Source organism: Micromonospora zingiberis (assembly GCF_004331455.1).
GTDB lineage: Bacteria > Actinomycetota > Actinomycetes > Mycobacteriales > Micromonosporaceae > Micromonospora > Micromonospora zingiberis.
Map to the genome: position 1 here is coordinate 43,701 of NZ_SJJR01000005.1, position 25,958 is coordinate 69,658.

The following is a 25,958-nucleotide window of genomic DNA, read 5'->3' on the forward strand; positions in this document are numbered from 1 at the left end:
GTCCTCCTCACTCGTCACCGAAGCGCGCCGCAGCCTGCCGGTAGAGCTGCACGAAGTAGGGGTCGGGCACGGCACCGTCGCGGTAGCGGTCGCCGAAGCGGTTCCGGTAGGCGGCGAAGCAGTCCGGGTCGTCGGCAAGGAACAGCACGTCGTGCAGGGCCATGTGGCGCAGCGCGAGCATCGGAATCGGCGCCTGGGACACCGGGAACGACGGGTTGCGCGCGGCCGGCTCGGCGCAGTCCTGATGGAACTGACCGAGCATCAGCCCCGCCTCGGCCAACTCCCGCTTGACCGCTGCCTGGGCGTCGTCCAGTGCCAGGGCGTGCCTGCGGTCCAGCTCCGGCAGGACCGTGACCAGCGCGTGGAGCAACCTGTTGCGGTGCGGCCAGTGCCTCGCCTGGAAGGTGGCGATCATGTCCCGGATCAGGGCGTCGACGGCGGCGGGCGCCAGGACGGGGCCGGTGCGCCGAATCTCCACCACGAGTGTCCCGGCCCGCATCGCCGACTCCACGAACGGACACACGGCGCCGTCCCGGCCGACACCGGCGTGATCCCGGGCGAGGTACTCCCGGCACCAGTCCAGCGCCGCCTGCCGGACAGCAGCGTCATCGTCGACAACCAGAGACCTCACCGGCGCACCGCCGTCATCACCGCGGCACCTCCCGGCAGGGGAGTCACCCGGGTCAGGTCGAGCCCGGCAGCGGCGAACAGTTCGGTGAGTTCCGCCAGGGACCGTTCCCGGCCGCCATCGAACAGCGACATCATGTACAGGTCCATCAGTGCCGCCACCTCCGCGTCCACTCCGGTGCCGGCCGGCTTCGCCGGCACCGTCTCGATCACCAGCAGGGTCGCCACGGAATCCATGGCCATCGCGCACCGGCGCAGCAGGGCGACACAGCGGTCGTCATCCCAGTCGTGCAGGATGTGCCGGAGCAGGTAGACCCCGGCGCCGCCGGGCACCTCCTGGAAGAAGTCGCCGACGTGCAGCCGGCACCGGTCGGCCAGTCCGGCCCGGGCTATCCGGTCGGCCGCGGCCGCGACCGCCTCGGACCGCTCCAGCAGTACGCCGCGCAATGTCGGTTCGGCCGTCAGCACTGCCGCGAGCAGGGCGCCGTCGCCACCACCGACGTCGACCACCGTGCCGACGTCGGGCTGGCCCACCGCCGCCAGGATGCCGGGCAGCTCGACCATCAGCCCAGCCTCCTGGGAGCGGTCGAAGACCAGCCTGGTCGTGGCGTCTCGACGGAGATGGTCGAAGAAGCCCTCCCCATGGGTCCGTTCGAACGCGGCCCGACCGGTCCGGACGGTGTCCCGCAGGTCGTCCCAGGCTTCGCCGACCTCGCCCGCGGCGAGCAGCGCGGTGGGGGCGGCGCTGGCTGGCACGTCCTGGCGCAGGGTGGCGCCGAGCGGGGTCAGGCCGAAGTGGTCGTCGGGTTCGGCCGCCACCACGTCGAACACGACAAGCGCGGTGAGCAGCCGACGCAGCGGACGCACCTGGGTCCCGGTCAGTCGGGCCAGCTCGTCGACCGTGCGGGGTCCGTCGGCGAGCAACTCCGGCACGCCGAGGGTCACCAGCGTCTGCACCGCTCGGCTGAGCAGCTGGCCGAAGAGCAGCCTGCGCATGGCGATCGCCGGGCCGGTGTCGATCGCCGGCAGCACCCCGGTCACCATGTGACCGGGAGCTGCTTCGGGCCCTCGACGACCATCCCGCTGCTGGCCTCGACCTGCTCGGCGGGCACCGCGAGCGCCAGTCGGGGGAAGCGCTCCAGTAGCCGGGTGAGGACCAGCTCCATCTGCAACCGGGCCAGCGCCGCCCCGGTGCAGTAGCGGATCCCGATCCCGAACGAGAGGTGCTGGTTGGGGCGGCGGGCGACGTCGAAGTGGTGGGCCTTCGGGAAGGTCTCCTCGTCCCGATTCGCCGACCAGACCCCGACCAGCACCGACTCCCCGGCGGCGATCGGCACTCCGGCCACCTCCAGGTCCGTCGTCGCGTGCAGGGGCATGCCGAAGCCGGCGTCCGGTGGGGCGAAGCGGAGGAACTCCTCCACGGCGGAGCCGGCCAGCTGCGGGTCGGCCCGCAGCGCCGCCAGTTGCTCCGGATTGCGGAACAGCGCCAACATGCCCTTGCCCAGCGAGTGGGCGACGGTCTGGTAGCCACTGACCAGCAACGCGTACGTCGTGGCGATCACCTCCTCCTCGCTCATCCGGACCCCGTCGACGTCGGGCGTGGTGAGCAGGGTGGACAGGTAGTCGTCGCCGGGCGCCGCCGCCCGCTCGGCCAGCAGGCCCCGTACGTAACGGTCCATGTCGGCCTGCGCGGCGACAGCCTTCTCCTGGTCCATGGCGGCGGGGCTGATCGACAGGAAGGTGTCGGCCCAACTGCGGAAGGTGTGCTGGTACTCGTGCGGCACACCGATGAGTTCGCAGATCACCCCGATCGACACCGGCAGTTGGACGAGACCGACCAGATCCGCGGGCGGGCCGGCGGCGGCCAGCTCGGACAGCGCCTCGTCGACCAGCCGGCTGACCGCTGGCCGCATCTGGTCGGCGCAGTCGAGCAGCGCCTTGCCGGCGACCCGGCGGAACCGGGCCTGCGCCTCCGGTGCGGCGAACACCGCCAGGTAGCCGAGGAAGCTGGCGAAGCCACCCGGCTGTGGTCCACCGAACCCGCGGGCGAACCGCGGGTCGCCGAGGACCTGGCGTACGTCCTCGTACCTGGTCAACAGCCAGGCGTTGCCGCCGGTGGGCAGCTCCACCGGCACCACCGGCCGCTCCACCCGCAGCCGGGAGAACTCGGCCGCCGGTTCCAGCATGTCGTCACGAGCGAAGGGGTAGCTCATCGGCTGTGCGGTCATCGAAGGACTCCTCTGGTGACGTGGGGACATCCGTCGGGCGGGTGGCCCGTTCCCGGCGGCGAACGATCAGCAGGCCGACCAAGTACGCGAGGTCGAGTAGCAGGCAGACCAGGGTCAGATAGGGCACCAGGACCGCTTGACCGAGTTCCTCGGTGGCCGGGTAGAGCCAGGCCCCACCACCGGCGCAGAGCGTGCCGAGCATCTTCGTCACGGCGATGCCCACCGACTGACCCCGGCTGGACCGGCGGGCTTGCAGCATGGCGAGGAACAGCGCCGACATCATCACGTTCTGGCCCAGCCCGGCATGCACCCCGTACCGGTCGTCGAAGGCCACGTTGACCATCACGACGGTGCCGAAGGCGAGTACGGTCACGCCCGCGAAGGTGCCGAAGAAGGCGGCCCGCGCGATGCCGGGGAACTCCTTCGGTCCGTAGCGCAGCGCCTGCCAGACGAGGAGCAGGTCGAAGATGAACCAGACGGCGTTGACCGTCACCTGGGCCACCCAGGTGGTGGGGTCCGGGTGCGGTGGCGGGATGATGAAGGCGTACAACGCCTCCCAGCTGATGTTGGCGCCGAGCGCCGCCAGCGGCATCGCGTAGGTCAGGTCCCGGTTGCCCTTACGGATCATCAGCAGGTACGCGATGGTCCAGAACACGCCGGCGGAGCACTGAATGACGAGGTTCAACACGTTGGTGCCGGGCTCCATGCGGTTACCACCCCTGACGAGATCGTGAGTCGGTGCCGGAACGGTCCGGGGCCGGCGCGGCGGAGAGGGCGATCGACCGGTACAGCGGGCCGTCTTCGGCGGTGGTGCCGCGCAGCGCCCGTCGGCCCTCCCGCAACAGGGCCACGGCGTAGCTCACCAGGTGGGTCGGCCGGGGGCGGAAACGCGCCGGCTGCGGTAGTTCCAACGGGTCGACGATGGCGTCGATCAACATCGGTCCGGAGTGGGATCGGGCCGCGGCCAACGCGGCGGAGAGTTCCTCCTCCGTGCCGACCCGGGTGGCCGGTATCCCGAACGCCTCGGCGGTGCGGGCCAGGTCCCCGTTGTGCAGACCGGCCGCGTACTCGGGCCACCCCATGATCTCTTGTTCGTACTTGATGGCGCCCAACCGGCCGTTGTTGAACACCACGACGGTGACCGGCAGGCCGGTGTCCGCCAGGGTGGCCAACTCGCTCATCGTGATTGCCAGCCCGCCGTCGCCCACCGCCGCCACGACCGGGCGTCCGGGCGCCACATCGGCCAGACCGATGGCGGCCGGCACCGCGAAACCCATGGTGGCGAAGGAGCCCGACCAGACGAAGTCGTGCACCCCCCAGGTGTGCCGGTAGACCCAGAGCGTCACCGTTCCGACGTCGACGGTGACCAGTGGCTTGTCGCCGAAGCTGGCCAGGGCGGTGGCGACGGCGGCGGGGCTGAGCCGGCTGGTCCGGCGGCCGGGCACCCGGCGGGGACGGTGCCGGGCTCGCGAGCCGTCCAGGGTACGGCGGCAGGCGCGCAGGAAGGCGACGCGCGCACGCAGTACGGCGTCGTCGGCGGCAGGAGCCAGCGCCACCCGTTGGGACAGCGCCTCCACCGTCACCGCCGCCGATCCGTGCAGCAGCAGCCCCGGGGAGGCCATGTTCGCCAACCGGGTCAGGTCCTGGTCGACCTGGATGACCGCGAAGTCGCCGACCAGGTCGAAGGCGGCCCCCCGGGGCGAGGTGCCGAGGACCAGCAGCACGTCGCAGCGGGCCAGTGCGCGCAGCGCCGAGGCGTGCCCCGAGGTGCCCACCCCGCCGCCGTTGTGTGGGTCGTCGTCGGGCAACAGCCCCCGGGCGGCCAGCGTGGTGAGCACCGGAGCGTGCAGCAGCCGGGCCAGCTCCGCCACCTCCGGGCCGGCCTCGCGTCCACCCCCGCCGACCAGGATCACCGGGCGGCTGGCCCGAGCCAGCAACTGGGCGGCGGCGTCCAGCAGGTGCTCCGGCGGGCTCAGGTCGCCGGGCGGAGCCACCCGGACACCGGTACCCGCCGGGACCGGCCGAGCCAGGTCGTCCCGATCGACCTCCAGATAGGTCACGGTGCGGGTCTGGGTCGCCAACTCGATGTGGCCGGCGGCCTGGTCCAGCGCGGCCACCGTCGGGACGACCAGCGCGGTTCGCGCGGCGTCACGGAACAGCTCGACTCCGGAGAGCGCCCAGTCGCGGTCGCGTACCCCGATCAGCACCAGCGGCGCCCGGTCCACCGCCGCGTCGTACGCACCATTGAGCTGCAGGATCAGGTCGGCGGCGCTGGCAGCGACCGCGACCGTCGGTGCACCGGTGTGTTTGGCCACGGCGGACGCGGTCATCGTCGCCGACTCCGGATGGCGCACCGGCCGTACCTGCATGCCGGCCCGTTGCAGGGCGGCGGAGAGCGCCTCGGGTACGCCTCTGCCGAACACGTGCCGGACCCCGGCGGCGGCGAGCGCGTCGGCGAGCCGACCGGCGAGCGTGCCGTCGGTGTCCACCGGCGCCCGCTCGCCGGGGCTCGGCAGCTGCGCGCCGTGCCCCGCGAGCACCAGCAGTGCCGGTCCGGACTCGGCCAGGGCGTCCGCCATCGCCGACGCGAGTTCGGCCGGACCGGCGACCGCCGTCGCGGCCAGGCCGGCGGCGGCACCCACCTCAGCCAGATCCGGCCCCGCTCCGGTGGCCAGGCACAGGATGGTGACCGGCAGACCGTACCGGCGCACGGTGAGCAGTTCGGGCAGGAAGTCGAGCAGACCGACATCGGTGCTGACGGCGATGACCGGTCGGTCCGGGCAGGCGAACACCGCTCCGATCGCCGCCGGCACCGCACAGCCGGCAACGGCCAACCCAAAGGACGAGGTGAGGGTACGCCCGGGCCCGGTCAGTCCGGCGAATGCGCCGTCCAGGACCCGGCCGGGCTCCAGGGCCAGCACCGCGTCCTCCGGCAGGACCTGGTCGAGCACCCGCCACAGCTGCGCATCGGGGCCCACCGGGGCGGGCAGCTCGTCCGGGGCCAGCCAGCCGTCCTGGCGGGTCGGCAGTGCCTGGGCCAGATAGCGCAGTTCGGCCGGGCCGGAACCCAGATGCCGGAGCCAACCGGCCCGGTGGGCCTCGGCGGCATCCCGCCCACCGTCGCCCACCTGGACGACCGGCCGGTCTCCCACCAGCCGGTCGACCGCTGCCGACCGGGGGCCGACGAGCAGTACGGCGTCGGCCCGGCTGACGACGGCGGCAGCCTGCTCGGCCACCGATCCGAGCACCCGCACCGCCGACTCCGGTGCGCTGCCCTGCGAGAAGAAGCGGTAACCCTCGGGTAGTACGAGGATCGGTGCGCCGAGCGCGGGCGCCAGGCTCGCCACCTCGTCGGTCAGCCCGGCCGCGTCCGGCAGGTCACCGACGACGATGGCCGTCCGGGCGTCCGCCAGCAGGGCCGACGCCGCCTCGAGTTCCCGTTTGTCCACCCGGTGACCGGGCTCGGGTGGCGCGTTCCTGCCCCGTCGAGCGCCGCGCGGCGTGGCCGCGGCGAAGGTGTCGGAGGAGATCGCCAGGTGTACCGGCCCGCTGCGGACCACCGCCTCGCTCAGCATCCGATCCAGCTGCGCGAGCTGGCTGGTGGCGGTCAGGTGCCCGCTGAGCAGCGTGGTGGGGGCGAACAGGGCGACGGCGTCGATCTCCTGGAAGGACACGAGTCCGAGGTGGGAGACGGGGACCTGCCCGGTGAGGGCGAGCATCGGTGCCCGGTCGGCGGCCGCCTCGGCGGCACCGAGCACCAGGTGGGTTGCGCCCGGTCCGGCGGTGCCCAGACACACGCCGGGTCGCCGGGTCAGCCGCCCGTACGTCGCGGCCATGATCCCGGCCGCCCCTTCGTGCCGGACGCCGATGAGTTGCAGACGGCCGTCCCGGCGTAGTGCGTCGACGAACGGGTTCACCGATTCCGCGGGCATGCCGAAGACGACCCGGGCGCCGGCGTCGACCAGTAGGTCGACCACCCGGTCCGCGAGCCGGTCCCGGCCGACGATCTCGGAGTAGATGTGGGTGTTGGCGCGCACCGCTGTCACTCCCTCCCGGACGTCCGGGTGTCCGGGCGTTCCGCTACGTGCAGCACGGCGATTCCACGGGTCAGCAACCGGCGCCGGTACCCGCCGAATCCGACACCGGTCAACAGGTCCCGGACGGCGTCGGCCCCCCGGTAGGTGCTGATCTCCTCGCGCAGGTGCCGGTAGCCGTCCACCCGGCGGATCCGGCCCGCCAGGCTCATCAGGGCGAGTACGCCCTGGTAGAGCCGCCCCATCACCGGACCGGGCGGAAGCCCGAGTTCCAGGACGATCAACCGGCCGCCCGGACGGAGCACCCGGAACAGTTCCCGACCGCACTCCTCCCGCTCCTCGACGTCGTCGATGGCGAACGCGATGGTGGCCGCGTCGAACGACTGGTCGGGGAAGGGGATCCGGTGCGCCGCCGCCCGGACCAGGTGCACCGAACCCGAGGTCGCGGCGGCGGTGCGTCGTCGGGCGACCGCCAGCATCGCGGCGTTGAGGTCCACACCCCACACGGACGCGCGCCCGCCGGTACGCCGGGCCTGCTCGACGATCGCCAACGCGACGCTGCCGGTGCCGGTCGCCACGTCGAGCACCCGGGGCCGACGCAAGGGATCCACCTCGCGGGCCACCGCCCGCCGCCACCGTCGATCCGAGCCCATGCTGAGCAGTGAGTTGAACCGGTCGTAGTAGGGGGCGGCCCGATCGAACATCTCCTGTGGGGTACGCGGGCGTACCCGGCTCGGTGTGGGGGTCATCGCGGGCCTCCCGGCTCCTCGGGGTCGTGTCGGGAGTCAAGTGCCAGGGCGTCGCTGAGCAGCACCACCGCCAGGCAGGCCAGGACCGTGACCAGGACGGTGACTCCCGGGTACGCCAACAGCAGCACCGTGGTCAGAAAGGCGAGGCTGAGGAGCATGTCCTGACGCAGGACCGTGTTGGCGACGCGCGGATCGGCGGCCCGGACGAGCCGGAGTCCCTGCCAGCCAGCCGGTACGACCCAGACGATGGCCAGGGCGACCTGCGTCGGCAGGGCATCGGCCAGCACCAGCAGGGGTAGGGCAAGGTAGGCCAGCACCGTTGCCCAGGCTGCCGTCGTCGCGGCCGCCCTGCGGCTCGGGAAGATCGTGGCCGAGGTCCGCAGGCCCGCCGCCCGGTCACCGGCGTAGTCGGGAACGTTCTTGACCAGCCCCTTGGCCATCGTCCACAGCAGCAGGAAGCCGAGCACCGCCAGGGTCGCGGCGTCTGGCATCCGGACGCTGCCGAGAGCACCGAAGTAGCCGATCAGGAACGGCCCGATCACCGCCCAGGCGAAGCCGACGAGTCCGAGCAGCGGATGGGCCTTGAGCCGGAGCGGCGGGAACGAGTACTGGTAGACGAGCACCAGACCGACCACGACGAACGCGACGAACTCCCACCCCTGCGGCACCGCCAACGCCAACGCGGCAAGAGCGAGTCCCGCGGTGATCCAGTAGAGCCGGCGGTGACCGAGCCGGGCCACCAGCCAGATCCGGCTGGGCAGGTTGGCGCTGTCCTCTTCGACGTCGGTGTAGGCGTTGGCGAGGTTCGCGACGAGTCCGGCGATGATCGTCAGCGCGGTGCCGAGCACCACGAACCAGCCGCCGGGCTCGGCGATCCGGGCGTAGCCCAGCAGAAAGGCCACCACACCGAGCACGCAGGTGCGGGGCCGCCCCAACGTCACCGTCAACCGGATCGCGAGTCCTACCGGCACCGGGCGGGACGGGGCCAGCGCGGCAGCGACCTGCTCGGTGCGAGGCAGCGCCCGGAACCGGGGCAGACTGAGCCGCTCGCTGGTCATCGTGCCCGACCCAGCAGGGAGACGGCCATGCCGCCGAGCGCGTCGACGGTGCCGGGATGCAGGGACTCCGCGCACTCGTGCAGTACCTCGACGGCCCGCCCGGTCCACTTGCGGGCGGCCGCCACCGTCTGCTCGGGCGCGGACGAGTCGAGGACCATCCGGGTGACGGTGGTGGTGTCACCGGCCCGCAGCGCGTCGCCGATCTCCGGACGGTCGGCCAACGCCAGCAACGTCGGCAGGGTGTACACGCCGGCGGTCAGGTCCTGCCCGGTCGGCTTTCCGATGGTGCTCGCCAGGCCACCGAGGTCCAACAGGTCGTCGACGATCTGGAAGGCCATGCCGAGGGCGAGGCCGAAGTCGGCGAGTTTCCGGGCCACCCGCTGCTCTCCGCCAGCGGCGAGGACGCCCAGTCGGCACGAGGCGGCGAAGAGCGCGGCGGTCTTGCCCTCGATGCAGGAGTAGTAGTCCGCCACGGTGCGCTCGGGGCGGAACAGGTCCCGGGTCTCCGCCGCCTGTCCCCGGCAGAGCTCGGTGAACGCGGCGGCGATGGTGGCGACCTCGGCGACGCCGACCGACGCCGCTCGGGAGAACGACAGGGCGATGAGGTAGTCACCACAGAGGATGGCGGTGCCGGTGCCCTGAGCCGCGTTGACGCTCGGCGCGCCGTGCCGGGTCTCGGCGCCGTCCATCACGTCGTCGTGCACCAGGCTGCCGGCGTGCAGCAACTCGACGGCGGTACCGAGGTCGATCAGCCGGCGACCGGCGGTGGCCAGCACCTCCTCCGGACCTGCCGCCGTGGCGGCGGCCAGCGTCAGCATGGGCCGCAACCGCTTGCCGCCGGCCAGCACGTCGGTGGTCGCCTTCGCGACCACCGGCACCTCCGGGCCGACCGCGGTGACGACGGTCACCTCCAACTCGGCCAGGAAGCGCGACAGGGTCTCCGGGCCGGTCAGTGCGCCGATCCGTTCCCGGTATTCGATCGGAGTGGGCGGGACGAGGGTGGACATCCCCGGCCGACTCATCGCATCGAGGCCTCTCGGACGTCGATCTCGCGGAGCACCTTGTCCAGGACGTCGACGGTGAGGTCCTCTTCGTCCTCGGTGAAGTTCAGTGGCGGCACGAGCCCGATGACGAAGATGTTGTGATCCACGAACAGGCCCTGTGCGGCACACCGTGCCTGCACCTCCGCCACCGCGGGCTGCGGCGCGGGCGAGCCGTCCGGGCTGACCAGATCCAGCACGAACAGTGCGCCCTTCGCGCGTACCGCACCGACGTTGGGGTTGTCGGCCAGCGCCTCGCTCAGTTTGGCGTGCAGCCGTCGAGCCATGGCCTGGCCCTGCTCGACGACGCCCTCAGCCTGGTACGCGTGAAGCACGGCGAGACCGGCGGCGCAGGAGATCGGGTGGGCGTCGGTGCTGGAGCCGTGGTAGAAGAACGGCTTACCGGGCTGGTCGAAAGCCTGGTAGACGGCTTCGGAGACGACCACCGCGCCGAGCGCCGCGTACCCGGCGGTGATGGCCTTGGCCAGGCAGAGGATGTCGGGCGCGACCCCGAACTCCGTCGAGCTGAACATCGGTCCGAACCGGCCGAAACCGGTGGTGACCTCGTCCAGTACGAGAAGGATGTCGTTGCGGTCGCAGTACTCTCGGACGGCGCGTACGTAGTGCGTGGGCAGCGGGGTGCCGAGCCCGATCATCGGGGAGAGCACCACTGCGGCGATCTGGTCGGCGCCAACCTCGTCCAGTTCCTGGGCGAAGCGATCCGCGCAGGTGGGGCCGCCCGAACCGAGTTCGTCGTCCCGGCAGGCAGGACAGGACGACGGGTCGGGGGCGGCGGCGTGGTGGAAGCCGGCGGGCATCGGCCCGAAGATCTGGTGCAGCATCGGGATGCCGCTGACCGCCATGCCGATCGCCGTGCTGCCGTGGAAGGCACCCTGGAGGCCGACCACGACCTGCTTGTCCGGTCGCTCGTGGTTGCGGTGGTAGAGGCGGGCCATGTGCACCGCCGCCTCCACGGCCGCGCTCCCGGTGTGCGTGAACCGCACCCGGGTCAGGCCCGCCGGTGCGGCCCGGGTGAGTTCGTCCGCGTAGTCGACGATCACCCGTGCCGGGCGGTCGTGCCGGAAGGTGGAGGTGAACGGCAGGGTTTCGGCCTGCCGGTGCATCGCGTCCGTCACGTCCCGCCGGCTGTAACCCAGCTGCACGTTGGCGATTCCGGCTCGGGCGTCCAGAAAGCGGCGGCCGGCGGCATCGACCAGCCAGGAACCTTCTCCCCGCACCAGCGTCTCGTCGGGCCCGGCGGTTGCCAGCACCTGGCTCATCGGTACTGAACCATGCCAGAATGCGTGCGTATCGCGGTTCCACGATTTCGTCATGAAGACCTCCAGCTATTGTCGAAAGGCGTGCGCATCTAAGCGCATCCCGCCTGCCGAAAAATGAGCAGGGAAATGGTATGCACCACGTCTGCGAGCATTGGCCGGATGAAGCGCTGAACAGCCGGTCGGAGCACGTCGAGACCGCTGTCACGCCATGTTTTGCCAAGAGAAATAGAGTCCTGGTATCACCCGTCCCCGTGTGTGGTCGTCGCCGCTCGCGCCGAACAATGGGGCGCGAGGCGGGCGGCTTCCGTGTGACGAGTCAACCGCGCAACGTCACGTCACGAGCCTCCCAGTACGATGCCAGCCAGTCAAGGTCGTCTATCGTAAAATTTTTCCTGCAATGCTGATTGCGTCGCATGCAACTGCTGTTGGCCTCGTATTCTGTGCGCGTCGCGCAGTGGTGTTAACGGCGCTGCCGGCGGTGCGAAGATCCGCTTTCAACCGTGCGACGTCCATGGGTTCCACCACTGTTCGCCCCGTCGACGGGCCCACTTTGGTCGCCTGCGGCGTGACGCCCCGCCCGCTGGGGCGCGGTGGCGACGGCGTACCACAATCCGGGCCTTCCGGACCGGGTCGGAGGTTCCCGCCCCTCGCCGGATCGCAGGAATAACCCCGGTCAGCCGGGTATCCGTGCGATCCAACGTCTCAACGGGGAGGAAGCATGTTGGGTATCAAACGCCTCGGCCTGCTGGCCGCACTGGTGCTGGTGGGTGTCGCACCTGCCGCAGCGGCGCAGGCGGCGGCGCAGCCGTCGGAACAGGACACCCAGTACCTGCAGGCAATTCACCAGGTCAACCTGTACGAGGTCCAGGCCGGTGAACTGGCGCAGAAGAAGGCGCAGAACCAGCAGGTCAAGGATCTGGCGCAGATGATGGTCACCGACCACCAGGAACTGGACAAGTCGGTGAAGGACCTGGCCGGGCAGCTGAACGTCCAGTTGCCGAACGAGCCCACCCCTGATCAGCGGACGGCTCTCGACCAGCTGAACAACGCCAGTGGTGAGGAGTTCGACCGGCTCTGGGTGACCCAGGGTCTGGCCGGTCACCTGCAGGCCATCCAGGCCACCCAGACGGAGATCTCGCAGGGCACCGAGACCCAGGTGGTCCAGCTGGCGCAGACCGCCCTGCCGATCCTGCAGGCGCACTACGACGCGCTGGTGCAGCTGGCCGAGGAACTCGGCATCCCGGTGCCGCAGGCCAGCCCGAGCGGCACGGCCAGCCCGGGTGGTACCGCCCCGGCTCCGGGCGGCACCACGCCGACCCCGGGTGAGACCTTCACCGAGCAGGCCCCGGCACCGGGTGGCACCGTCACCGAAAGCCCGGCGCCCCAGCAGAGCTGATCGACCGACCGACGGTACGCGGAGCCGGCCCACCCCACCCGGGGCGGGCCGGCTCCCCACCTCCCGCCCCACCCCGCCCACCCCTCACCGCCCCGCGCGTCACCGCGCCCCGACCACGCCGCGCCGATCATGGAGTTGTTGTCGGTGTAAAGGGTGCAAAAGGTGCATTAGGGCGACCAAGAGTGCATGATCGCGGAGACGGGGGGTGGGGAGGGAGGAGGGGAGGGGTTAGGGGGTTAGGGGGTTAGGCCGATGGCGAAGGCTTCTTCCAGGTCGTGGCGGGAGTAGGCGCGGAAGGCGATGTGTGACTCGGTGTTGAGTACTCCGGGGACCTTGGAGATGCTGCCCGCGATCACCTGCGCGATCTCCTCGAACTCGCGGACCCGGACCATGGCGATCAGGTCGACGTGCCCGGCCACCGAGTAGACCTCGCTCACCCCGGGCAGGTTGGCCAGGGCCTCGGCCACCTCGGGGATCGAGTCGGTGGCGCAGTCGATCAGCACGATCGCGGTGATCACTGGAGGTTCTCCGTTCGTCGGCGTTCCTCGCCCATGCTAGTGCTGTGCCTTCCGACGTCCGCCGGGTTGCGCGCGGACGGGTCAGGCATCGACCGCCGGCGGATCGCCTGGCCGGTAAGCGGATCCGTGGACAGGCAGCGCCCTGAAGACGATCGCCCCCGGCACGCCAGCCACGGTGTCCAGGTCCTGGACACCGCACCAAGGGTCCGCCGGTGGGTTCAGACCGCGGGGACGGTCAGGTCGTCGTCCACCCGGATCGCATCGTGCAGGTGTTCGTCGGCGCCGACCGTGGCGCCGGGCCAGACCACGCAGCGGGTCACCGTGCCGCGTACCGTGGCGCCCGCGCCGATCACCGAATGGTGGCAGCCGCCGGTGATCGTGGCGCCGGGGCCGATCAGCGAACGGTGGCAGCGCTCGGTGACGGTGGCGGTCGGCTCGACCTGAGCGTCGGCGGCGGCGTGCAGGTTCGCGGCGAGATAGTCGGCCGGGGTGCCGGTGTCGTAGAAGGTGCCCTGGTAGGGCACCACGGTCAGCCGGCCGGCGGCCTCGGCGGGGCGCCACACCGCCCGGACCAGGTCACCGAAGACCGGCGGCAGGTCACGGACCAGCCGCCAGGGCAGCAGCGAGTAACCGGTGAAGACGTGCCCGTCGAAGGTGCCCGGTGCTCCCGGGTCGGGTGCCGGCTGGCCGAGCAGGCGTACCGAGTCGCCGTCCCAGTCGTGCAGCAGCGCGGCGATGTCCGGCCCGGGTGGGGCCGCCGGGTCGGCGAGGTACGCGTCGGCGTTGCCGACCAGTACGCCCCGACCGGCGATCCAGTCCCGCAGTTTCCCCACCCCGCCGGCGGTGCCGAGTGGACTGCCCGGCTCCACCGAGAGGTGCGCCCGTGAGCCGACCCGGTCGACCACCTGGTCGCCGAGGTAGCAGGCGTTCACCGCGACTTGCTGCGGCCCGGTCAGGCCGAGCCCGGCGAGCCGGGCCAGCGCGCGGTCCAGCAGCGACACGTTGCCCACCGGGCAGAGCGCCTTGGGTAGCCGCTCGGTCAGCGGGCGCAGCCGGGTGCCCTCACCGGCGGCGAGCACCAGCGCGCAGACGTCTCCGCCGGCCGGCCCGGTCATGGTGCCGTGTCGGGCAGCGGCGGCGGGAACTGCCCGGCCAGCGGACCGATGTCGTAGTAGGCGAGCAGGCGCGCGGTGGGCCAGGTCAGCTTGGGTAGATCGTCCAGCGGATGCCAGGCGGCCTCGAAGACCTCCGCCCCGTCCACGGCCAGGGTGGTGCGCGACGCCGGCACCTCGGCGGTGAACACCACGTCCACCCAGCCCTTGGCGTGCACCACCGCGTTGGGTACCGCCGGGGCCAACTGGGTGGGGGCGAGCCGTACGCCCGCCTCCTCGTACAACTCGCGGGCCGCGCCCACCGCCGGGTTCTCGCCGCGTTGCAGCAGCCCCGCCGGCAGCGTCCAACCCCGGCCTGGCGGCTGGCGCAGCAGCAGCAGCCGTCCCGCTCCCGTGGCCTCGCTGTCGCGAACCAGGGTGACCGCCCCGACGATGTACTTCGACACGGCCAGCCGGACCAGTCGGCGCCGCACCGGCAGCGGCAGCCGGTAGAAGACCTGGTACGCGACGGCGCGCCCGATGCGACGCGTGCGGGGGATCATGGTTCCAGGCTAGTGGCCGCCAGCCGCGCTCGCCGCCGGGGACCGAGGTGCGTCACTGCCGGTGGTCTACGAGGTCGATGAGCTGGCGTACCACGGCGTCCGGTTCGAGCACCCGGTCGAAGACCGCGACCAGCAGGGTCTCCAGGTCGGGATAGCCGAGTTCCTCGGAGAGCCGCAGCAGCGGCAGGTCGCTGGCCAGACCCCGGTTGTGCTGGCGCAGCGCCAGCCCGATGGTGGCCCGGCCGAGTCGGACCTTGTCGCTGATCGAGATGCCCGGCTCGCTGTGCTCGGCGAACCAGCGGTTGATCTGCATCTGGGCGTGCGGTGACTTGACGAAACCCAGCCACTCGCGGCGCGGGCCGCGCGGCGCGACCTCCGCGTCGAGGCTGCTCTCCTCGTCGGTCTCGGTGAAGATCTCGACCACGTCGCCCTCCTCGAGTTCGGAGGAGAGCGGGACCAGCCGGCCGTTGATCCGGGCGGCGAGACATCGGTCGCCCCGGTCGGTGCCCAACTCGTAGGCCAGGTCGACCGGGGTCGCACCGTCCGGCAGGACGACCTGCCGGCCCTCGGCGACCACCTGGATCTGCGCTTCGGCCAGGTCGCAGCGCAGCGACTGGAGGAACTGCGCCGGGTCGGCGGCGTCCTGCTCCCAGTCCAGCACCCGGCGCAGCCAGTCGAGCTGTCCGGCGCGGGCCGCCGGGGCGCCGCTGGGGCGGGGAAAGCGGAAGTCGGCGGCCACCCCGTACTCGGCCGAGCGGTGCATCTCCTCGGTGCGGATCAGCACCTCCACGGTGCGGTCGCGCGGGCCGCAGACGCTGGTGTGCAGGGACCGGTAGAGGTTGTTCTTCGGGGAGGCGATGAAGTCCTTGAACCGGCCGGGCACGGGCCGCCAGAGCCCGTGGATCGCGCCGAGGGCCGCGTAGCAGTCGGTGGCCGGGCCGTCCACCACGACGGTGATACGGGGCAGGTCGTACGGCACGGTGTGGTCGCCGGCGACGGTGTCCTTCCAGATCGAGTAGAGGTGCCGGGGCCGGGGGGCGACGTGGGCGTCGACCCGGCTTCGGCGCAGCGCCACCTTGGCCTGGGCCACCACGTCGGCGAGGTAACCGTCCCAGCCGGGGCGGTCGTGCACGTGCCGGGCGATGCGGGCGTGCTCGTCCGGCTCCAGGTGCAGCAGCACCACGTCGTCCAGCTCCCGTTTGAGGGTCTGGATACCCAGCCGGTCACAGAGCGGTACCAGCACCTCCTGGGTCTTGCGGGCGATCCGCTCCCGGGAGGCCGCCGACCGTACCCCCAGGGTGCGCATGTTGTGCAGCCGGTCGGCCAGCTTGATGATCAGCACCCGGACGTCCTTGCCGGCCGCGATGATCATCTTGCGGATCGTCTCCGCTTCGGCGGCCTTGCCGTAGAACGCCTTGTCGAACTTGGTCACCCCGTCGACCAGGTGGGCCACCTCGTGGCCGAAATCCTCGGCCAGCGCTTGCAGCGTGTAGCGGGTGTCCTCCACCGTGTCATGCAGCAGCGCCGCGACCAGCGTGGTGGTGTCCATGCCCAACTCGGCGCAGATCTGCGCGACCGCGAGCGGGTGGGTGATGTACGGCTCCCCGCTCTTGCGGAACTGGCCGCGATGCATGTTCTCCGCGATCGTGTACGACCGCCGCAGCACCGCCGGATCGGCGCCGGCATGGATGCTGCGGTGGGTGCGGACCAGTTGACCGACCGGCTCGGTGTCGGCGGTCGGCCAGGTCAGCAGCGATCGGAGTCGGCGGGCGAGCGGCAGTTCACCCGGCTGGGTCGGAAGTGCGCCCCCCAGGGCGCCGCCGCGTCCGGCGTCGACGTCCACCTGGGACACCCCCTCACTCCCGCCCCGGACGGTCGGTGGACCGGCAACCGGGAGCAGAACCTCGAAACGGGCAGGACTGCACTTCCTTAACAGACTAAGTGAGTCGACGTAGTCCGATCGGACAGTTGCTCATGAGCGTTCGGACCAGAGTTGGTGGGACGCCGCGCTCTCGGCCTTGGTCAGCAGGTCACGGAACCGACCCGCGCCGGCCACTGGAGACGCCCAACCGGCCGACGTCTCGACCAGCCGGGTCTCCGGTCGCTCCAGCCAGGACAGGATCCGTTCCGACTCCTCGGGACTGGCCGCCGGGACCGGACCGTGTCCGGCCAGCACCGTCTCGGCGGTGGCCCGGATGGTGGCCAACGTCGGTCGAGGATGGACCCCGGGTGGACTCACCCCGGCGCCGGCCAGCCGGCCGTGCCGGACCAGCGCCAGCTCCCAACCGCCGGCGGCGGCCGGCCGGGCGGCGGCCAACTCGGCGATCCCGGTCAGCGCGGCCAGTCGTTGCATCCGCACGGCCGCCCGCAGCACCCCGGCCAACCGCGACCGCAGCACCGCCGCCTCCTCGTAGCGCTGGCCGGCCGCGAGCGCCTCGATCCGGGCGAGCAGGGCGTCCACCACCGGTTGGGGGTCACCGGTGGTGGACTCGGCGAACGGCGTGACCGCGCGGGCGTCGTACTCCTGCGGGGTGATCCGGTGCTCGCAGGGTGCCAGGCAGCGACCCAGCTCGGCCAGGGCGCAGGCCGGCGTGACGGTACGCAACGACAGCCGATGGGTGCACTGGCGCAGTGGCACCGCGTCGTGAAACCCGGCGGCGGCCAGCTCCGCGGCCCGCCGCGAGGAGAACGGGCCGAGGTAGGCGCGGTCGCCGGGGGAGATCTCCCGCACCACCGACAGCCGGGGATACGGCCCGTCGGTCAGTTTCAGCCAGACCACCCGCTCGGGAAACTTCGACCTCCGGTTGTACGGCGGCGCGTGCGCCCCGATCAGCCGTAGCTCACGGACCTCCGCCTCCAGCGAGTGCGCGCACTCCAACGCCTCGACCCGTTCGGCGGCGGCCAGCATCTCCGAGATCCGGGCGCGTTTCTCGCCGGCGGTGAAGTAGTTGCGTACCCGGGTGGCGATGTCCCGGGAGGTGCCGACGTACAGCGGGCGGTCGTCGGCGGCCCGGAAGATGTAGACCCCGGGGGAGCGGGGCAGGCCGTCGGCGAGGTGCCGCTTGCGGCGCTGCGTCGGGGTGACCGCGCGGGCGAACTCGATCGCCTCACCGATGGTGTCGACCCGGTGCCCGCCGAGCCGCCCGACCAGCCCGTGCAGCACGTCCACGGTCGCCCGGGCGTCGTCCAGCGCGCGGTGGGTCGGGGTGGTGGTGGCCCGGAAGTAGGCGGCGAGGGTGCCGAGTTTGCGGTTGGGTACCTCGTCGCGCAGCAACACCCGCCGGGCCAGCGCGGCGGTGTCCAGCACCCGGGGATTCGGCCAGCGATAGCCGTGCTTGGCGCAGGCGGCCTTGAGGAAACCGACATCGTAGGGGGCGTTGTGGGCGACCAGCACGGCATCGGAGACGAACTCCAGGAAGCTCGGCAACACCTGCTCGATCGGTGGCGCGGGCAGCAGCATCGCCTGGGTGATGCCGGTCAGCACGGTGATGAACGGCGGGATCGGCACGCCCGGGTTGACCAGCGTGGCGAGCACCCCCAGCTCCTCGCCGCCGCGTACCTTCACCGCGCCGATCTCGGTGATGCCCCCGCCGTCCGGTGCCCCGCCGGTGGTCTCCAGGTCGACCACCACGAACGTCGTCGCGTACAGCGGCAGGGCCGGGTCGACGCCCTCGGTGGTCGGGTCGAGCCCGGCCAGTGCCGGTTGGAGGTACTCCTGTGCTGCCATCGCCGGCACGGTAACCGCCCGGTCCGACACTCGCGCCCCACCGGCCCCATCAGCCACCACCGGTCTAGGATGAGAGATCGGCTCACTCACCAGGCGGTGGGCCCGGTCGCGGTGGGAGACTTGCCACATGCCCCTCACCGAGCCGTACGACGACAACCTCCCCCAGGAGGAGCAGGTCGTCGGTGTGCCGGCTGCCGGTGACGCCGCTGATTTCCCCGCCCCTGACGATGCGGCCGAGGCGCCGCGCGTCGGGCCGGCCACCGCTGACGACCCGGGCGAGCCCCCGGAGCCGGAGCCGATCCTGCCCGAGCCGGTCCGGCAGCGGATCGTGTCGCTGACCGCCGCCGTGCTGCCCGGCCTGCCCGCCGACGAGGTACCGGTGCCGTTGCGTCGGGTCGCCAAGTTCGCCCCCAACCGGCGGGCCCGCCTCGGCGCGCCGGTGATCGCCGCCCAACTCGCCGCCGACCCGTTGTTCCGCCAGCGGGTCACCGCCCGGGTCCTGGCCGACGCCGGTGACCTGGGTACCGCCGTGGTCGAGGGGACGGCACCGGCGGCCGCCGACCCGGTCGAGGTGGCCGCCCTGGCCTACCTGGCCCGGCCGCGTGGGTGGCGGGAGTTGATCGAGGCCAGCGGTGCGGCCGTACGCGCCGAGGCGGACACCGCGGTGGTGACCGAACTGGTCCGCCAGGCCGAGCAGCGGGCGACCCGGGCCGAGCACGACCGCGCGGTGGCCCGGGTCGAGGCCGACAAGCTGCGCGACGAGCTGGCCCGGGTCCGCGAGGAGCTGGGCCAACTGCGCGAGGAGGCCCGACAGCTCACCCGTACGCTGCGGGAGACCCAGGCCCGCGAGCGTAGGGCGAGCGAGCTGCTGGCCACCGAGCGGGGCCGTGCCGCGCGGGCGGCGGCCGACGCGGACGCCGAGCTGCGCCGGGCCCGGGCCCGGCTGGCCGAGGCCGAGGCGGCGGCCGGGGTGGCCCGGGCCAGCGCCAAGGAGGCCCGGTCGGTGGACGACGCGCGGCTGTGGCTGCTGCTGGAGACGATCGGTCAGGCCGCCGTCGGGTTGCGCCGGGAGCTGGCCCTGGACCCGGTGGATAAGCTCCCCGCCGACTTCGTCGCGGACTCCTTCGCCGACTCCTCGGCGGCCACCTCGACCGGCGCTTCGGCGCGGGCCCGGGACACCGACGACCCGGCCCGGCTCGACCAGTTGCTCGCCCTGCCCCGCGCCCACCTGGTGGTCGACGGTTACAACGTGACCAAGCGGGGCTTCGGCGAGATGTCGCTGGAACAGCAGCGCAAACGGCTGATCACCGGCCTCGGTGGGATCGCCGCGCAGACCGGCGACGAGGTCACCGTGGTCTTCGACGGTGCCGAACGGATGCACGGGCTACCGCCCACCCCCCGGGGGGTCCGGGTGTTGTTCTCCCGCAAGGGCGAGACCGCCGACGAGGTGATCCGCCGGCTGGTCCGCGCCGAGCCACCGGGCCGCCCGGTGGTCGTGGTCTCCTCCGACCGCGAGGTCGCCGACGGGGTACGCCGGCAGGGCGCGTACCCGTTGGGCGCCGACTCGCTGCTGCGCCGGCTGTCCCGGTCCTGATCGATCCGGCGATGATCGACTCGCGCGGAAACGGGGCGGGCCGAGCAATAGGATTGGCGCCCATGGCGACAGGAGCGACGGAATGAGGCGCAGGGCGGACGGCAGGTCCGGTCCGGGTCGCTGCGGCGGGTCGCCGGAACCGGGCGGGGTGGCCCGGTGAGCCCGCGTGGTTGGGCGGTCCTCACGCTGGCCGGTCTCGGCCTCGCGGTGCTGGTGGCGGCCTTGGTGTTGATCCCGTGGAGCCGTCCGCCAGCGCCCCGCGCCGACCAGCTCGCCGCGCTGCGTGAGCTGCCCGCCGACCAGGTCGAGCGGGCCCGGCAGTTCCGCGCGGCGCTGCGCCCCGGTGGCTGGGCGGCGCTCGGCGTCGGGCTGCTGGTGGCGCTCGCCCTCGGGCTCACCCCGCTGGGCAGCCGCCTGATCGAGCTGGCCGGGCGCCTCTTCGGCGACCACTGGGCCGCGCAGGCGGTCCTCGGCGGGCTGGCCGTGGTGCTCGTGGCCGACCTGGTGACGTTGCCGTTCTCCGCCTGGCGGCACGCCGTGCTCACCCGGTACGGGCTGGCCACCAACGGCTGGGGTGGCTGGGCGGTGGACCTGCTCAAGTCGTACGCCGTCAGTGCCGTCATCGGCGCGGTGGCGCTGCTCGGCTTCTACACCGTCGTCCGGCTGGCGCCACGCTGGTGGTGGGCGTTCGGTGCGGCCGGGGCGGCGACCCTGGTGGTGCTGCTCTCCTTCGTGCTGCCGGTGCTGGTGGAGCCGGTGTTCAACCGGTTCGCTCCGATGGAGCCGGGGCCACTGCGGACCCAGTTGATGGACCTGGCCGCCCGCGACGGGGTACCGGTGCGCGACGTGCTGGTCGCCGACGCCTCCCGACGCACCCGGGCGGTGAACGCCTACGTCTCCGGATTCGGCCCGACCCGCCGGGTGGTGGTGTACGACAACCTGCTGCGCGAGGCGACACCGGCCGAGGTGACCGCCGTGGTGGCCCACGAACTCGGCCACGCCAAGGACCGGGACGTGCCGACCGGTACGCTCACCGGCGCGCTCGGCGCGGCCGCCGCCGTGGTGGCGCTCTACCTGATCGGCTCCTGGCCGCCACTGCTGCGCCTGGCCGGCGTCGACTCGGTCGCCCAGCCGCGCGCGTTCGGGCTGCTGCTCGCCCTGGTCACGGTCGCCGGGCTGGTCTTCGCCCCGGTGCAGGCGCTGATGTCGCGCCGGGTGGAGGCCCGCGCCGACGCGCACGCGTTGGCGCTCACCGATGACCCGGCCGCCTTCGAGTCGATGCAGCGCCGGCTGTCCGCGATCAACCTCTCCGACCCGGATCCGCCGCGCTGGGAGTACCTCTACTCCGCCTCGCACCCGTCCACCGTGGAGCGGATCGCCGCTGCCCGCGCGTACGCCAGAAAGGCCGGCCCATGAGCGAGCACCGCGAGCGAACCAGCAGACACCGCGCGCCGGTGCCTGCTGGCGGCGCGCAGCGCGGCGGAGTGCCGGCATGAGCCGCACGTTGCTGGTCACGAACGATTTTCCGCCCCGGCCCGGTGGCATCCAGTCGTTCGTGCACAATCTCGCCGTGCGCCAGCCGGCGGGCTCGGTGGTGGTGTACGCGTCGAGCTGGCCGGGTGCCGACAAGTTCGACGCCGACCAGCCCTTCGAGGTGGTCCGCGAGCGGACCCGGGTGCTGCTGCCGACGCCGCTGGTGGCACGCCGGGCCGCCCGGCTGGCCCGGGCGTACGACTGCGACAACGTCTGGTTCGGCGCGGCGGCCCCGTTGGGCCTGCTCGCCGCGGGGCTGCGTCGCCGGGCGGGCGTACGACGGGTGGTCGCGCTCACCCACGGGCACGAGGCGGGCTGGGCGGCGCTGCCGGTGGCCCGGACCGCCCTGCGGCGCATCGGCCGGAGCACGGACGTGGTCACCTACCTCGGGGAGTACACCCGCAGCCGGCTGGCGCGGGCCCTGGACGGGGTGACCGAGTTGCGGCAACTCGCCCCCGGCGTGGACACCGAGCTGTACCACCCGGCCGTCGACGGCACCGGCGTACGGCACCGGCTGGGGCTGGCCGACCGGCCGGTGGTGGTCTGCGTCTCCCGGCTGGTGCCCCGCAAGGGCCAGGACATGCTGATCCGGGCGCTGCCGCTGATCCGGCGTCGGGTGCCCGACGCGGCGCTGCTGGTGGTCGGTGGTGGTCCGTACCGGGCGACCCTGACCCGGCTGGCCCGCCAGGCCGGTGTCGAGCGGGAGGTGGTCTTCACCGGCTCGGTGCCGGCGGCCGAACTCCCCGCCCACTACGCTGCCGGCGACGTGTACGCGATGCCCTGCCGGACCCGCAACCGAGGGCTGGACGTGGAGGGGCTCGGCATCGTCTACCTGGAGGCGTCGGCGACCGGGCTGCCGGTGGTGGCCGGCGACTCCGGCGGCGCGCCCGACGCGGTGCGGCAGGGGGAGACCGGCTACGTCGTGGACGGTCGGGACCTCGCCGACCTCGCCGACCGGGTGGGCACCCTGCTCGCCGACCGGGACCTGGCCCGCAAGTTCGGCGCGGCGGGCCGGGCCTGGGTGGAACGGGAGTGGCGCTGGGAGGCCCAGGCCCACCGGCTGAGCGCCCTGCTGACCGGCTGACTCAACTGTCAACAGGGGCCCCTTGCTATACCGCAGGCGTTAACAGGGGGCCCTTCCTTTCACCGGATGCGGGCGAGGATGTGGTCGGCGGGGGCGGGACGGCCGAAGTGCCAGCCCTGGCCGGCGTCGCAGCCGATCGCGCGGAGCCGTTCGGCCTGCCCGACGGTCTCCACCCCCTCCGCGGTCACCGTCAGGTCCAGCGCGTGGGCCAGGGAGACCAGCGAGGCGAGGATCCGTTCGTCGGCGGCCTCCGGGGCCCGCAGGCCCCGGACGAACTCCCCGGCCACCTTCAGCTCGGTCACCGGCAGGTCCCGCAGGTAGGCCAGGTTGCTGTAACCGGTGCCGAAGTCGTCGATGGCGATGCGTACGCCAAGGTCGGCCAGCGCCCGCAGGGTCCGTACCGGCTCCTCGGCGCCGCCCATCATCATGCTCTCGGTGATCTCCAGTTGTAGGCGGTTCGGTGGCAGGCCGGTGCGCCGTAGCAGGCTGCGTACCTCCTGCACCAGGCCGGGGCGGCGGAGCTGACGTACCGCCAGGTTGACGCTGACGTACGGTGGTTCGCCGGTGGCGGTCGACCAGCCGACCGCCTCCCGGCAGGCCTCGGCGAGCACCCAGGCGCCGAGCGGCACGATCAGGCCGGTCTCCTCGGCCAGCCCGATGAAACTGTCCGGGCTCAGCACCCCCAGCTGCGGATGCCGCCAGCGCACCAGCGCCTCGACGCCGAGCACCGAGCCGTCCTGTAGTGAGGTCAGCGGCTGGTAGTCGAGGTAGAACTCGCCCCGCTCCAGCCCGCCCGGGATGGCCGCGCTCAACGCCTGCCGGGCCTGTTCCCGCTCGTCGCGCTCGGCGTCGTACATGGCCCAGCCGGCGCCACCGGCGGTCTTGGCCCAGTGCAGGGTGCTGCCGGCGGCCCGCATCAGATCGTCCGGTGAGGTGTCGGCGACCCGCCGCTCCACGATGCCGACGCTCGCGGTGACCGTGCAGTCGTGCCCGCCCACCAGCACCGGCTCGGCGAGGGCGGCCAGGGCCGACTCGGCGACCGCCAGCACGTCCCCGGTGCCGGTGGACCGTTCGACGAGGATCACGAAGGCATCCCCGCCCAGCCGCGCCACCAGGTGGGGTTCGACGGCCCGGCTGAGCCGGTGCGCCGCCGCCACCAGCGCCCGGTCACCGATCTGGTGGCCGTACGAGTCGTTGATGCGTTTGAACCGGTCGATGTCGAGAAAACACAGCCCGACGCGGTGCACGCCGCTGGTCGACCCGTCGAGGACCGCGGCGAGCCGCTCGGCGAAGAGCGTCCGGTTGGGCAGGTCGGTGAGCGGGTCATGGGTGGCCTGGTGGCGGAAGCGGGCCTCGCTGGCCCGCAGCGCCCGCTCCGCGTCGGCCCGGGCGGTCAGCGTGGCCCGCCGGATCGCCTCCTGCTCGTCCAACGTGCGGTCGCGCAACGCGCGGGCGTAGCCGGTGGCGATCGCGGCGAGCAGCCGGGCCATCCGGTCGGCGGTGTCGTCGGCGACCAGATCGAGGTCACGGACCAGCCGGAGTTGGATCACCTCGACGGTACGACCGAGCGCCTCGGCGGAGGCGATGTGCGCGGCGACCAGTTCGCTGGCCACCCGATGCCCCGCCCGCAGGTCGAGTGGCTCCGTCCGCAACGCCTCGGCCAGTTGGTCGGTGAGCCGCTGCAACAGCGCCTCCAACTGGGCGTGCGTCATCGGCAGGTAGCTGGTGCCCGAGAGCGCCTTGGCCCAGGCCCGAGCGAACGCCCCGGGGGCAGGTCCCGCCGGGGGCTCACCCACCGAGCCGCCCGACTCCGCCCAGGAACACCGCACGCTCCGCGTCCTCGGCGCTGTCCGGGGTTTCCGGGCGCCACTGCGGCACCCAGACCACCCCGGGGTCGACCAGTTCGAAGCCGTCGAAGAACGCGGTCAGCTCGGCCCGGCTGCGGACCCACAACGGGCTGTCGGTCCGCTGGTAGACCTTCTGCGCCTCGGCCCGTTCGGCGTCGCTGCGGCCGTCGTCGCTGGCCTGCGACAGCACCAGGTGGCTGCCGGGGGCCAGCGCGGCCCGCAGGGTGCGCAGCACCTCGGCGGGCCGGTCGTGGTCGCCGACGAAGTGCAGCACCGCCACCACCAGGACGGCGACCGGCTGGGAGAAGTCGAGGTTCGCGCGGACGTCCGGGTGGGCGAGGATCCGTTCGGGGTGGCGCAGGTCCTCCTGGACCACCGTGGCGCCCTCGGTGCCGGCCAGGATCTCCCGGCTGTGCGCCACGGCGACCGGGTCGACGTCGACGTAGACCACCCGGGAGTCGGGGGCGTGCCGCTGGGCGATCTCGTGCACGTTGCCGACGGTGGGGATGCCCGAACCGATGTCCAGGAACTGCCGGATGCCGGCGTTGGTGAGGAACTGCACGGCCCGGCGCAGGAACGCGCGGTTGGCCTGGGCCATCAGCGGGGCCTCCGGCACCGCGGCCACCATCGCCTGCGCCGCCGCCCGGTCCACCGCGAAGTTGTGCGAACCGCCGAGGTAGTAGTCGTACATCCGAGCGACGCTGGGCCGCTCGACATCGATCGTCTCGGGTGCCCAGTCCGGCCGCTGCAAATGCCTCACTCCTCCGCACGCCGTATGGGGCGTCAGTGCCCCGGCGGGTATTCTGCCCCGCTTTCGTCGGGGAGACCATAGTGCGTTGCGCGGACGGAGGTCGATACGAAAAGATCCGTGCCCGCCCGAGCGGCGGACACGGATCTTTTGTCGGCGGTGGGCCGTCAGAACTTGGGCGCGTCCGGGGCTTCGAGCAGACCGAGCCGCAGCGCGGTCATCAGCGCCTGGGCCCGGTTGGCCGCGCCGAGCTTCTCGTAGAGCTTGGAGATGTGCGTCTTGGCGGTCGACTCGCTGACGAACAGCTGCTTGGCGATGCCGGCGACGCTCATCCCGTCGGCGAGCAGCCGCAGCACCTGACCCTCGCGCGGCGACAGCTGCGGCCCGGACGGGGCCAGTCGGCGCTTCATCGCCTCGGCCAGGTCGGCGGCGGTGAAGGCGCTGGGCGAGGAGGCGGCGTGCCGGGCGGCGGCGACCACCTCGTCGGCCGGCGCGGTCTTCGGCACGAACGCGCTCGCCCCGGCCTCCAACGCACCGAAGAGTTGGTCGTCGCCCGCGTACATGGTGAGCACCACGATGCCCATCGACGCGCTGGACTTGCGCAGCGCCCGGGTGGCCTCCAGGCCACTGCCGTCGGGCAACCGCAGGTCCATGATCACCACGTCCGGCTGCAACGCGCCGGCCTGCCGTACGCCCTCCGCCGCCGTGGCGGCCTCGCCGACGACCTCGAACTGCCGGTCGCGCTCGAAGGCGTGCCGCAGGCCCTTGCGGATCAAGTCGTGGTCGTCGACAAGGAGGACCTTGGTACGGGTAGCCGGTGTCGGACTTGTGGTCATCCTCG

Annotated in this window: 21 protein-coding genes; 4 read left to right on the top strand and 17 right to left on the bottom strand. The window is 72.5% G+C overall.

The window, feature by feature from the left end; genetic code table 11:
• Positions 1-7: 7 nt before the first annotated feature.
• Genes E0H26_RS29225 through E0H26_RS09730 form a run of 9 tightly spaced genes read right to left on the bottom strand, consistent with a single transcriptional unit; the run spans position 8 to position 11,016 of the window.
• Positions 8-631: a DUF6875 domain-containing protein gene (locus tag E0H26_RS29225; RefSeq protein ID WP_165521803.1), complete on the bottom strand. Its 624-nt coding sequence runs from the start codon at positions 629-631 to the stop codon at positions 8-10.
• The gene (locus tag E0H26_RS09695) at positions 628-1,671 is read right to left on the bottom strand and encodes a methyltransferase (protein ID WP_131303246.1); all 1,044 of its coding nucleotides are present in this window, start codon (positions 1,669-1,671) and stop codon (positions 628-630) included. The genes E0H26_RS29225 and E0H26_RS09695 overlap by 4 nt, the downstream gene beginning before the upstream one ends.
• Positions 1,665-2,855: a cytochrome P450 gene (locus E0H26_RS09700; protein ID WP_165521804.1), complete on the bottom strand. Its 1,191-nt coding sequence runs from the start codon at positions 2,853-2,855 to the stop codon at positions 1,665-1,667. Before E0H26_RS09700 ends, E0H26_RS09695 begins: the two co-directional genes overlap by 7 nt.
• A complete protein-coding gene (locus E0H26_RS09705) occupies positions 2,818-3,561 on the bottom strand; it encodes a transmembrane-type terpene cyclase (RefSeq protein WP_131303248.1) in 744 nt (247 codons plus the stop codon). The genes E0H26_RS09700 and E0H26_RS09705 overlap by 38 nt, the downstream gene beginning before the upstream one ends.
• Positions 3,562-3,565: 4 nt before the next feature.
• A complete protein-coding gene (locus E0H26_RS09710) occupies positions 3,566-6,892 on the bottom strand; it encodes a thiamine pyrophosphate-binding protein (protein WP_165521805.1) in 3,327 nt (1,108 codons plus the stop codon).
• A gap of 5 nt (positions 6,893-6,897) precedes the next feature.
• Positions 6,898-7,638, bottom strand: a complete 741-nt coding sequence (locus tag E0H26_RS09715) for a ubiquinone/menaquinone biosynthesis methyltransferase (protein ID WP_131303250.1) — start codon at positions 7,636-7,638, stop codon at positions 6,898-6,900.
• Positions 7,635-8,696, bottom strand: coding sequence for a UbiA family prenyltransferase (locus E0H26_RS09720; RefSeq protein WP_131303251.1), 1,062 nt, complete (start codon positions 8,694-8,696; stop codon positions 7,635-7,637). Before E0H26_RS09720 ends, E0H26_RS09715 begins: the two co-directional genes overlap by 4 nt.
• Positions 8,693-9,703 (bottom strand): polyprenyl synthetase family protein, encoded by a 1,011-nt coding sequence (locus E0H26_RS09725; RefSeq protein ID WP_165521806.1) that lies wholly within the window; start codon positions 9,701-9,703, stop codon positions 8,693-8,695. Before E0H26_RS09725 ends, E0H26_RS09720 begins: the two co-directional genes overlap by 4 nt.
• An 11-nt stretch (positions 9,704-9,714) precedes the next feature.
• The gene (locus E0H26_RS09730) at positions 9,715-11,016 is read right to left on the bottom strand and encodes an aminotransferase family protein (protein WP_165521807.1); all 1,302 of its coding nucleotides are present in this window, start codon (positions 11,014-11,016) and stop codon (positions 9,715-9,717) included.
• 718 nt (positions 11,017-11,734) lie between these two features.
• On the opposite strand from E0H26_RS09730, the gene E0H26_RS09735 reads away from it, so the two are divergent.
• Complete coding sequence (locus tag E0H26_RS09735; RefSeq protein ID WP_131303254.1) at positions 11,735-12,412, top strand: DUF4142 domain-containing protein; 678 nt, start codon at positions 11,735-11,737, stop codon at positions 12,410-12,412.
• Between the two features lie 236 nt (positions 12,413-12,648).
• Here the strand turns inward: E0H26_RS09735 and E0H26_RS09740 are convergent, their stop codons facing one another.
• The 5 genes from E0H26_RS09740 to E0H26_RS09760 form a co-directional block, all read right to left on the bottom strand.
• Complete coding sequence (locus tag E0H26_RS09740; protein WP_131303255.1) at positions 12,649-12,930, bottom strand: Lrp/AsnC family transcriptional regulator; 282 nt, start codon at positions 12,928-12,930, stop codon at positions 12,649-12,651.
• Positions 12,931-13,148: 218 nt separating this feature from the next.
• Positions 13,149-14,045, bottom strand: coding sequence for a sugar phosphate nucleotidyltransferase (locus E0H26_RS09745; RefSeq protein ID WP_131303256.1), 897 nt, complete (start codon positions 14,043-14,045; stop codon positions 13,149-13,151).
• Positions 14,042-14,584: an NUDIX hydrolase gene (locus E0H26_RS09750; RefSeq protein WP_131303257.1), complete on the bottom strand. Its 543-nt coding sequence runs from the start codon at positions 14,582-14,584 to the stop codon at positions 14,042-14,044. The genes E0H26_RS09745 and E0H26_RS09750 overlap by 4 nt, the downstream gene beginning before the upstream one ends.
• Before the next feature lie 52 nt (positions 14,585-14,636).
• A complete protein-coding gene (locus E0H26_RS09755) occupies positions 14,637-16,427 on the bottom strand; it encodes a RelA/SpoT family protein (protein ID WP_131303474.1) in 1,791 nt (596 codons plus the stop codon).
• A gap of 129 nt (positions 16,428-16,556) precedes the next feature.
• Entirely contained in the window at positions 16,557-18,311 is a 1,755-nt protein-coding gene (locus tag E0H26_RS09760) for a DEDD exonuclease domain-containing protein (RefSeq protein WP_131303258.1), read from the bottom strand.
• Positions 18,312-18,438: 127 nt separating this feature from the next.
• On the opposite strand from E0H26_RS09760, the gene E0H26_RS09765 reads away from it, so the two are divergent.
• From E0H26_RS09765 to E0H26_RS09775, 3 genes are all read left to right on the top strand, one after another.
• Positions 18,439-19,905, top strand: a complete 1,467-nt coding sequence (locus tag E0H26_RS09765) for an NYN domain-containing protein (RefSeq protein WP_131303259.1) — start codon at positions 18,439-18,441, stop codon at positions 19,903-19,905.
• Between the two features lie 156 nt (positions 19,906-20,061).
• Positions 20,062-21,321: a M48 family metallopeptidase gene (locus tag E0H26_RS09770; RefSeq protein WP_131303260.1), complete on the top strand. Its 1,260-nt coding sequence runs from the start codon at positions 20,062-20,064 to the stop codon at positions 21,319-21,321.
• Between the two features lie 76 nt (positions 21,322-21,397).
• On the top strand, positions 21,398-22,522 hold the full coding sequence (locus tag E0H26_RS09775; RefSeq protein ID WP_131303261.1) for a glycosyltransferase family 4 protein: 1,125 nt from the start codon (positions 21,398-21,400) through the stop codon (positions 22,520-22,522).
• Between the two features lie 59 nt (positions 22,523-22,581).
• Here the strand turns inward: E0H26_RS09775 and E0H26_RS09780 are convergent, their stop codons facing one another.
• From E0H26_RS09780 to E0H26_RS09790, 3 genes are all read right to left on the bottom strand, one after another.
• Complete coding sequence (locus tag E0H26_RS09780) at positions 22,582-24,234, bottom strand: putative bifunctional diguanylate cyclase/phosphodiesterase (protein ID WP_240742107.1); 1,653 nt, start codon at positions 24,232-24,234, stop codon at positions 22,582-22,584.
• A gap of 76 nt (positions 24,235-24,310) precedes the next feature.
• Positions 24,311-25,120: an SAM-dependent methyltransferase gene (locus E0H26_RS09785; protein WP_131303475.1), complete on the bottom strand. Its 810-nt coding sequence runs from the start codon at positions 25,118-25,120 to the stop codon at positions 24,311-24,313.
• A 164-nt stretch (positions 25,121-25,284) separates the two neighbouring features.
• On the bottom strand, positions 25,285-25,953 hold the full coding sequence (locus E0H26_RS09790; RefSeq protein WP_007072219.1) for a response regulator transcription factor: 669 nt from the start codon (positions 25,951-25,953) through the stop codon (positions 25,285-25,287).
• Positions 25,954-25,958: the final 5 nt, after the last annotated feature.

Coding starts and splice junctions, on each gene's coding strand:
- E0H26_RS09695 (WP_131303246.1), bottom strand. CDS start 1,671: ATGGTGACCGGGGTGCTGCCGGCGATCGACACCGGCCCGGCGATCGCC.
- E0H26_RS09700 (WP_165521804.1), bottom strand. CDS start 2,855: ATGACCGCACAGCCGATGAGCTACCCCTTCGCTCGTGACGACATGCTG.
- E0H26_RS09705 (WP_131303248.1), bottom strand. CDS start 3,561: ATGGAGCCCGGCACCAACGTGTTGAACCTCGTCATTCAGTGCTCCGCC.
- E0H26_RS09715 (WP_131303250.1), bottom strand. CDS start 7,638: ATGACCCCCACACCGAGCCGGGTACGCCCGCGTACCCCACAGGAGATG.
- E0H26_RS09720 (WP_131303251.1), bottom strand. CDS start 8,696: ATGACCAGCGAGCGGCTCAGTCTGCCCCGGTTCCGGGCGCTGCCTCGC.
- E0H26_RS09725 (WP_165521806.1), bottom strand. CDS start 9,703: ATGTCCACCCTCGTCCCGCCCACTCCGATCGAATACCGGGAACGGATC.
- E0H26_RS09730 (WP_165521807.1), bottom strand. CDS start 11,016: ATGAGCCAGGTGCTGGCAACCGCCGGGCCCGACGAGACGCTGGTGCGG.
- E0H26_RS09735 (WP_131303254.1), top strand. CDS start 11,735: ATGTTGGGTATCAAACGCCTCGGCCTGCTGGCCGCACTGGTGCTGGTG.
- E0H26_RS09745 (WP_131303256.1), bottom strand. CDS start 14,045: ATGACCGGGCCGGCCGGCGGAGACGTCTGCGCGCTGGTGCTCGCCGCC.
- E0H26_RS09750 (WP_131303257.1), bottom strand. CDS start 14,584: ATGATCCCCCGCACGCGTCGCATCGGGCGCGCCGTCGCGTACCAGGTC.
- E0H26_RS09760 (WP_131303258.1), bottom strand. CDS start 18,311: ATGGCAGCACAGGAGTACCTCCAACCGGCACTGGCCGGGCTCGACCCG.
- E0H26_RS09765 (WP_131303259.1), top strand. CDS start 18,439: ATGCCCCTCACCGAGCCGTACGACGACAACCTCCCCCAGGAGGAGCAG.
- E0H26_RS09775 (WP_131303261.1), top strand. CDS start 21,398: ATGAGCCGCACGTTGCTGGTCACGAACGATTTTCCGCCCCGGCCCGGT.
- E0H26_RS09780 (WP_240742107.1), bottom strand. CDS start 24,234: ATGACGCACGCCCAGTTGGAGGCGCTGTTGCAGCGGCTCACCGACCAA.
- E0H26_RS09790 (WP_007072219.1), bottom strand. CDS start 25,953: ATGACCACAAGTCCGACACCGGCTACCCGTACCAAGGTCCTCCTTGTC.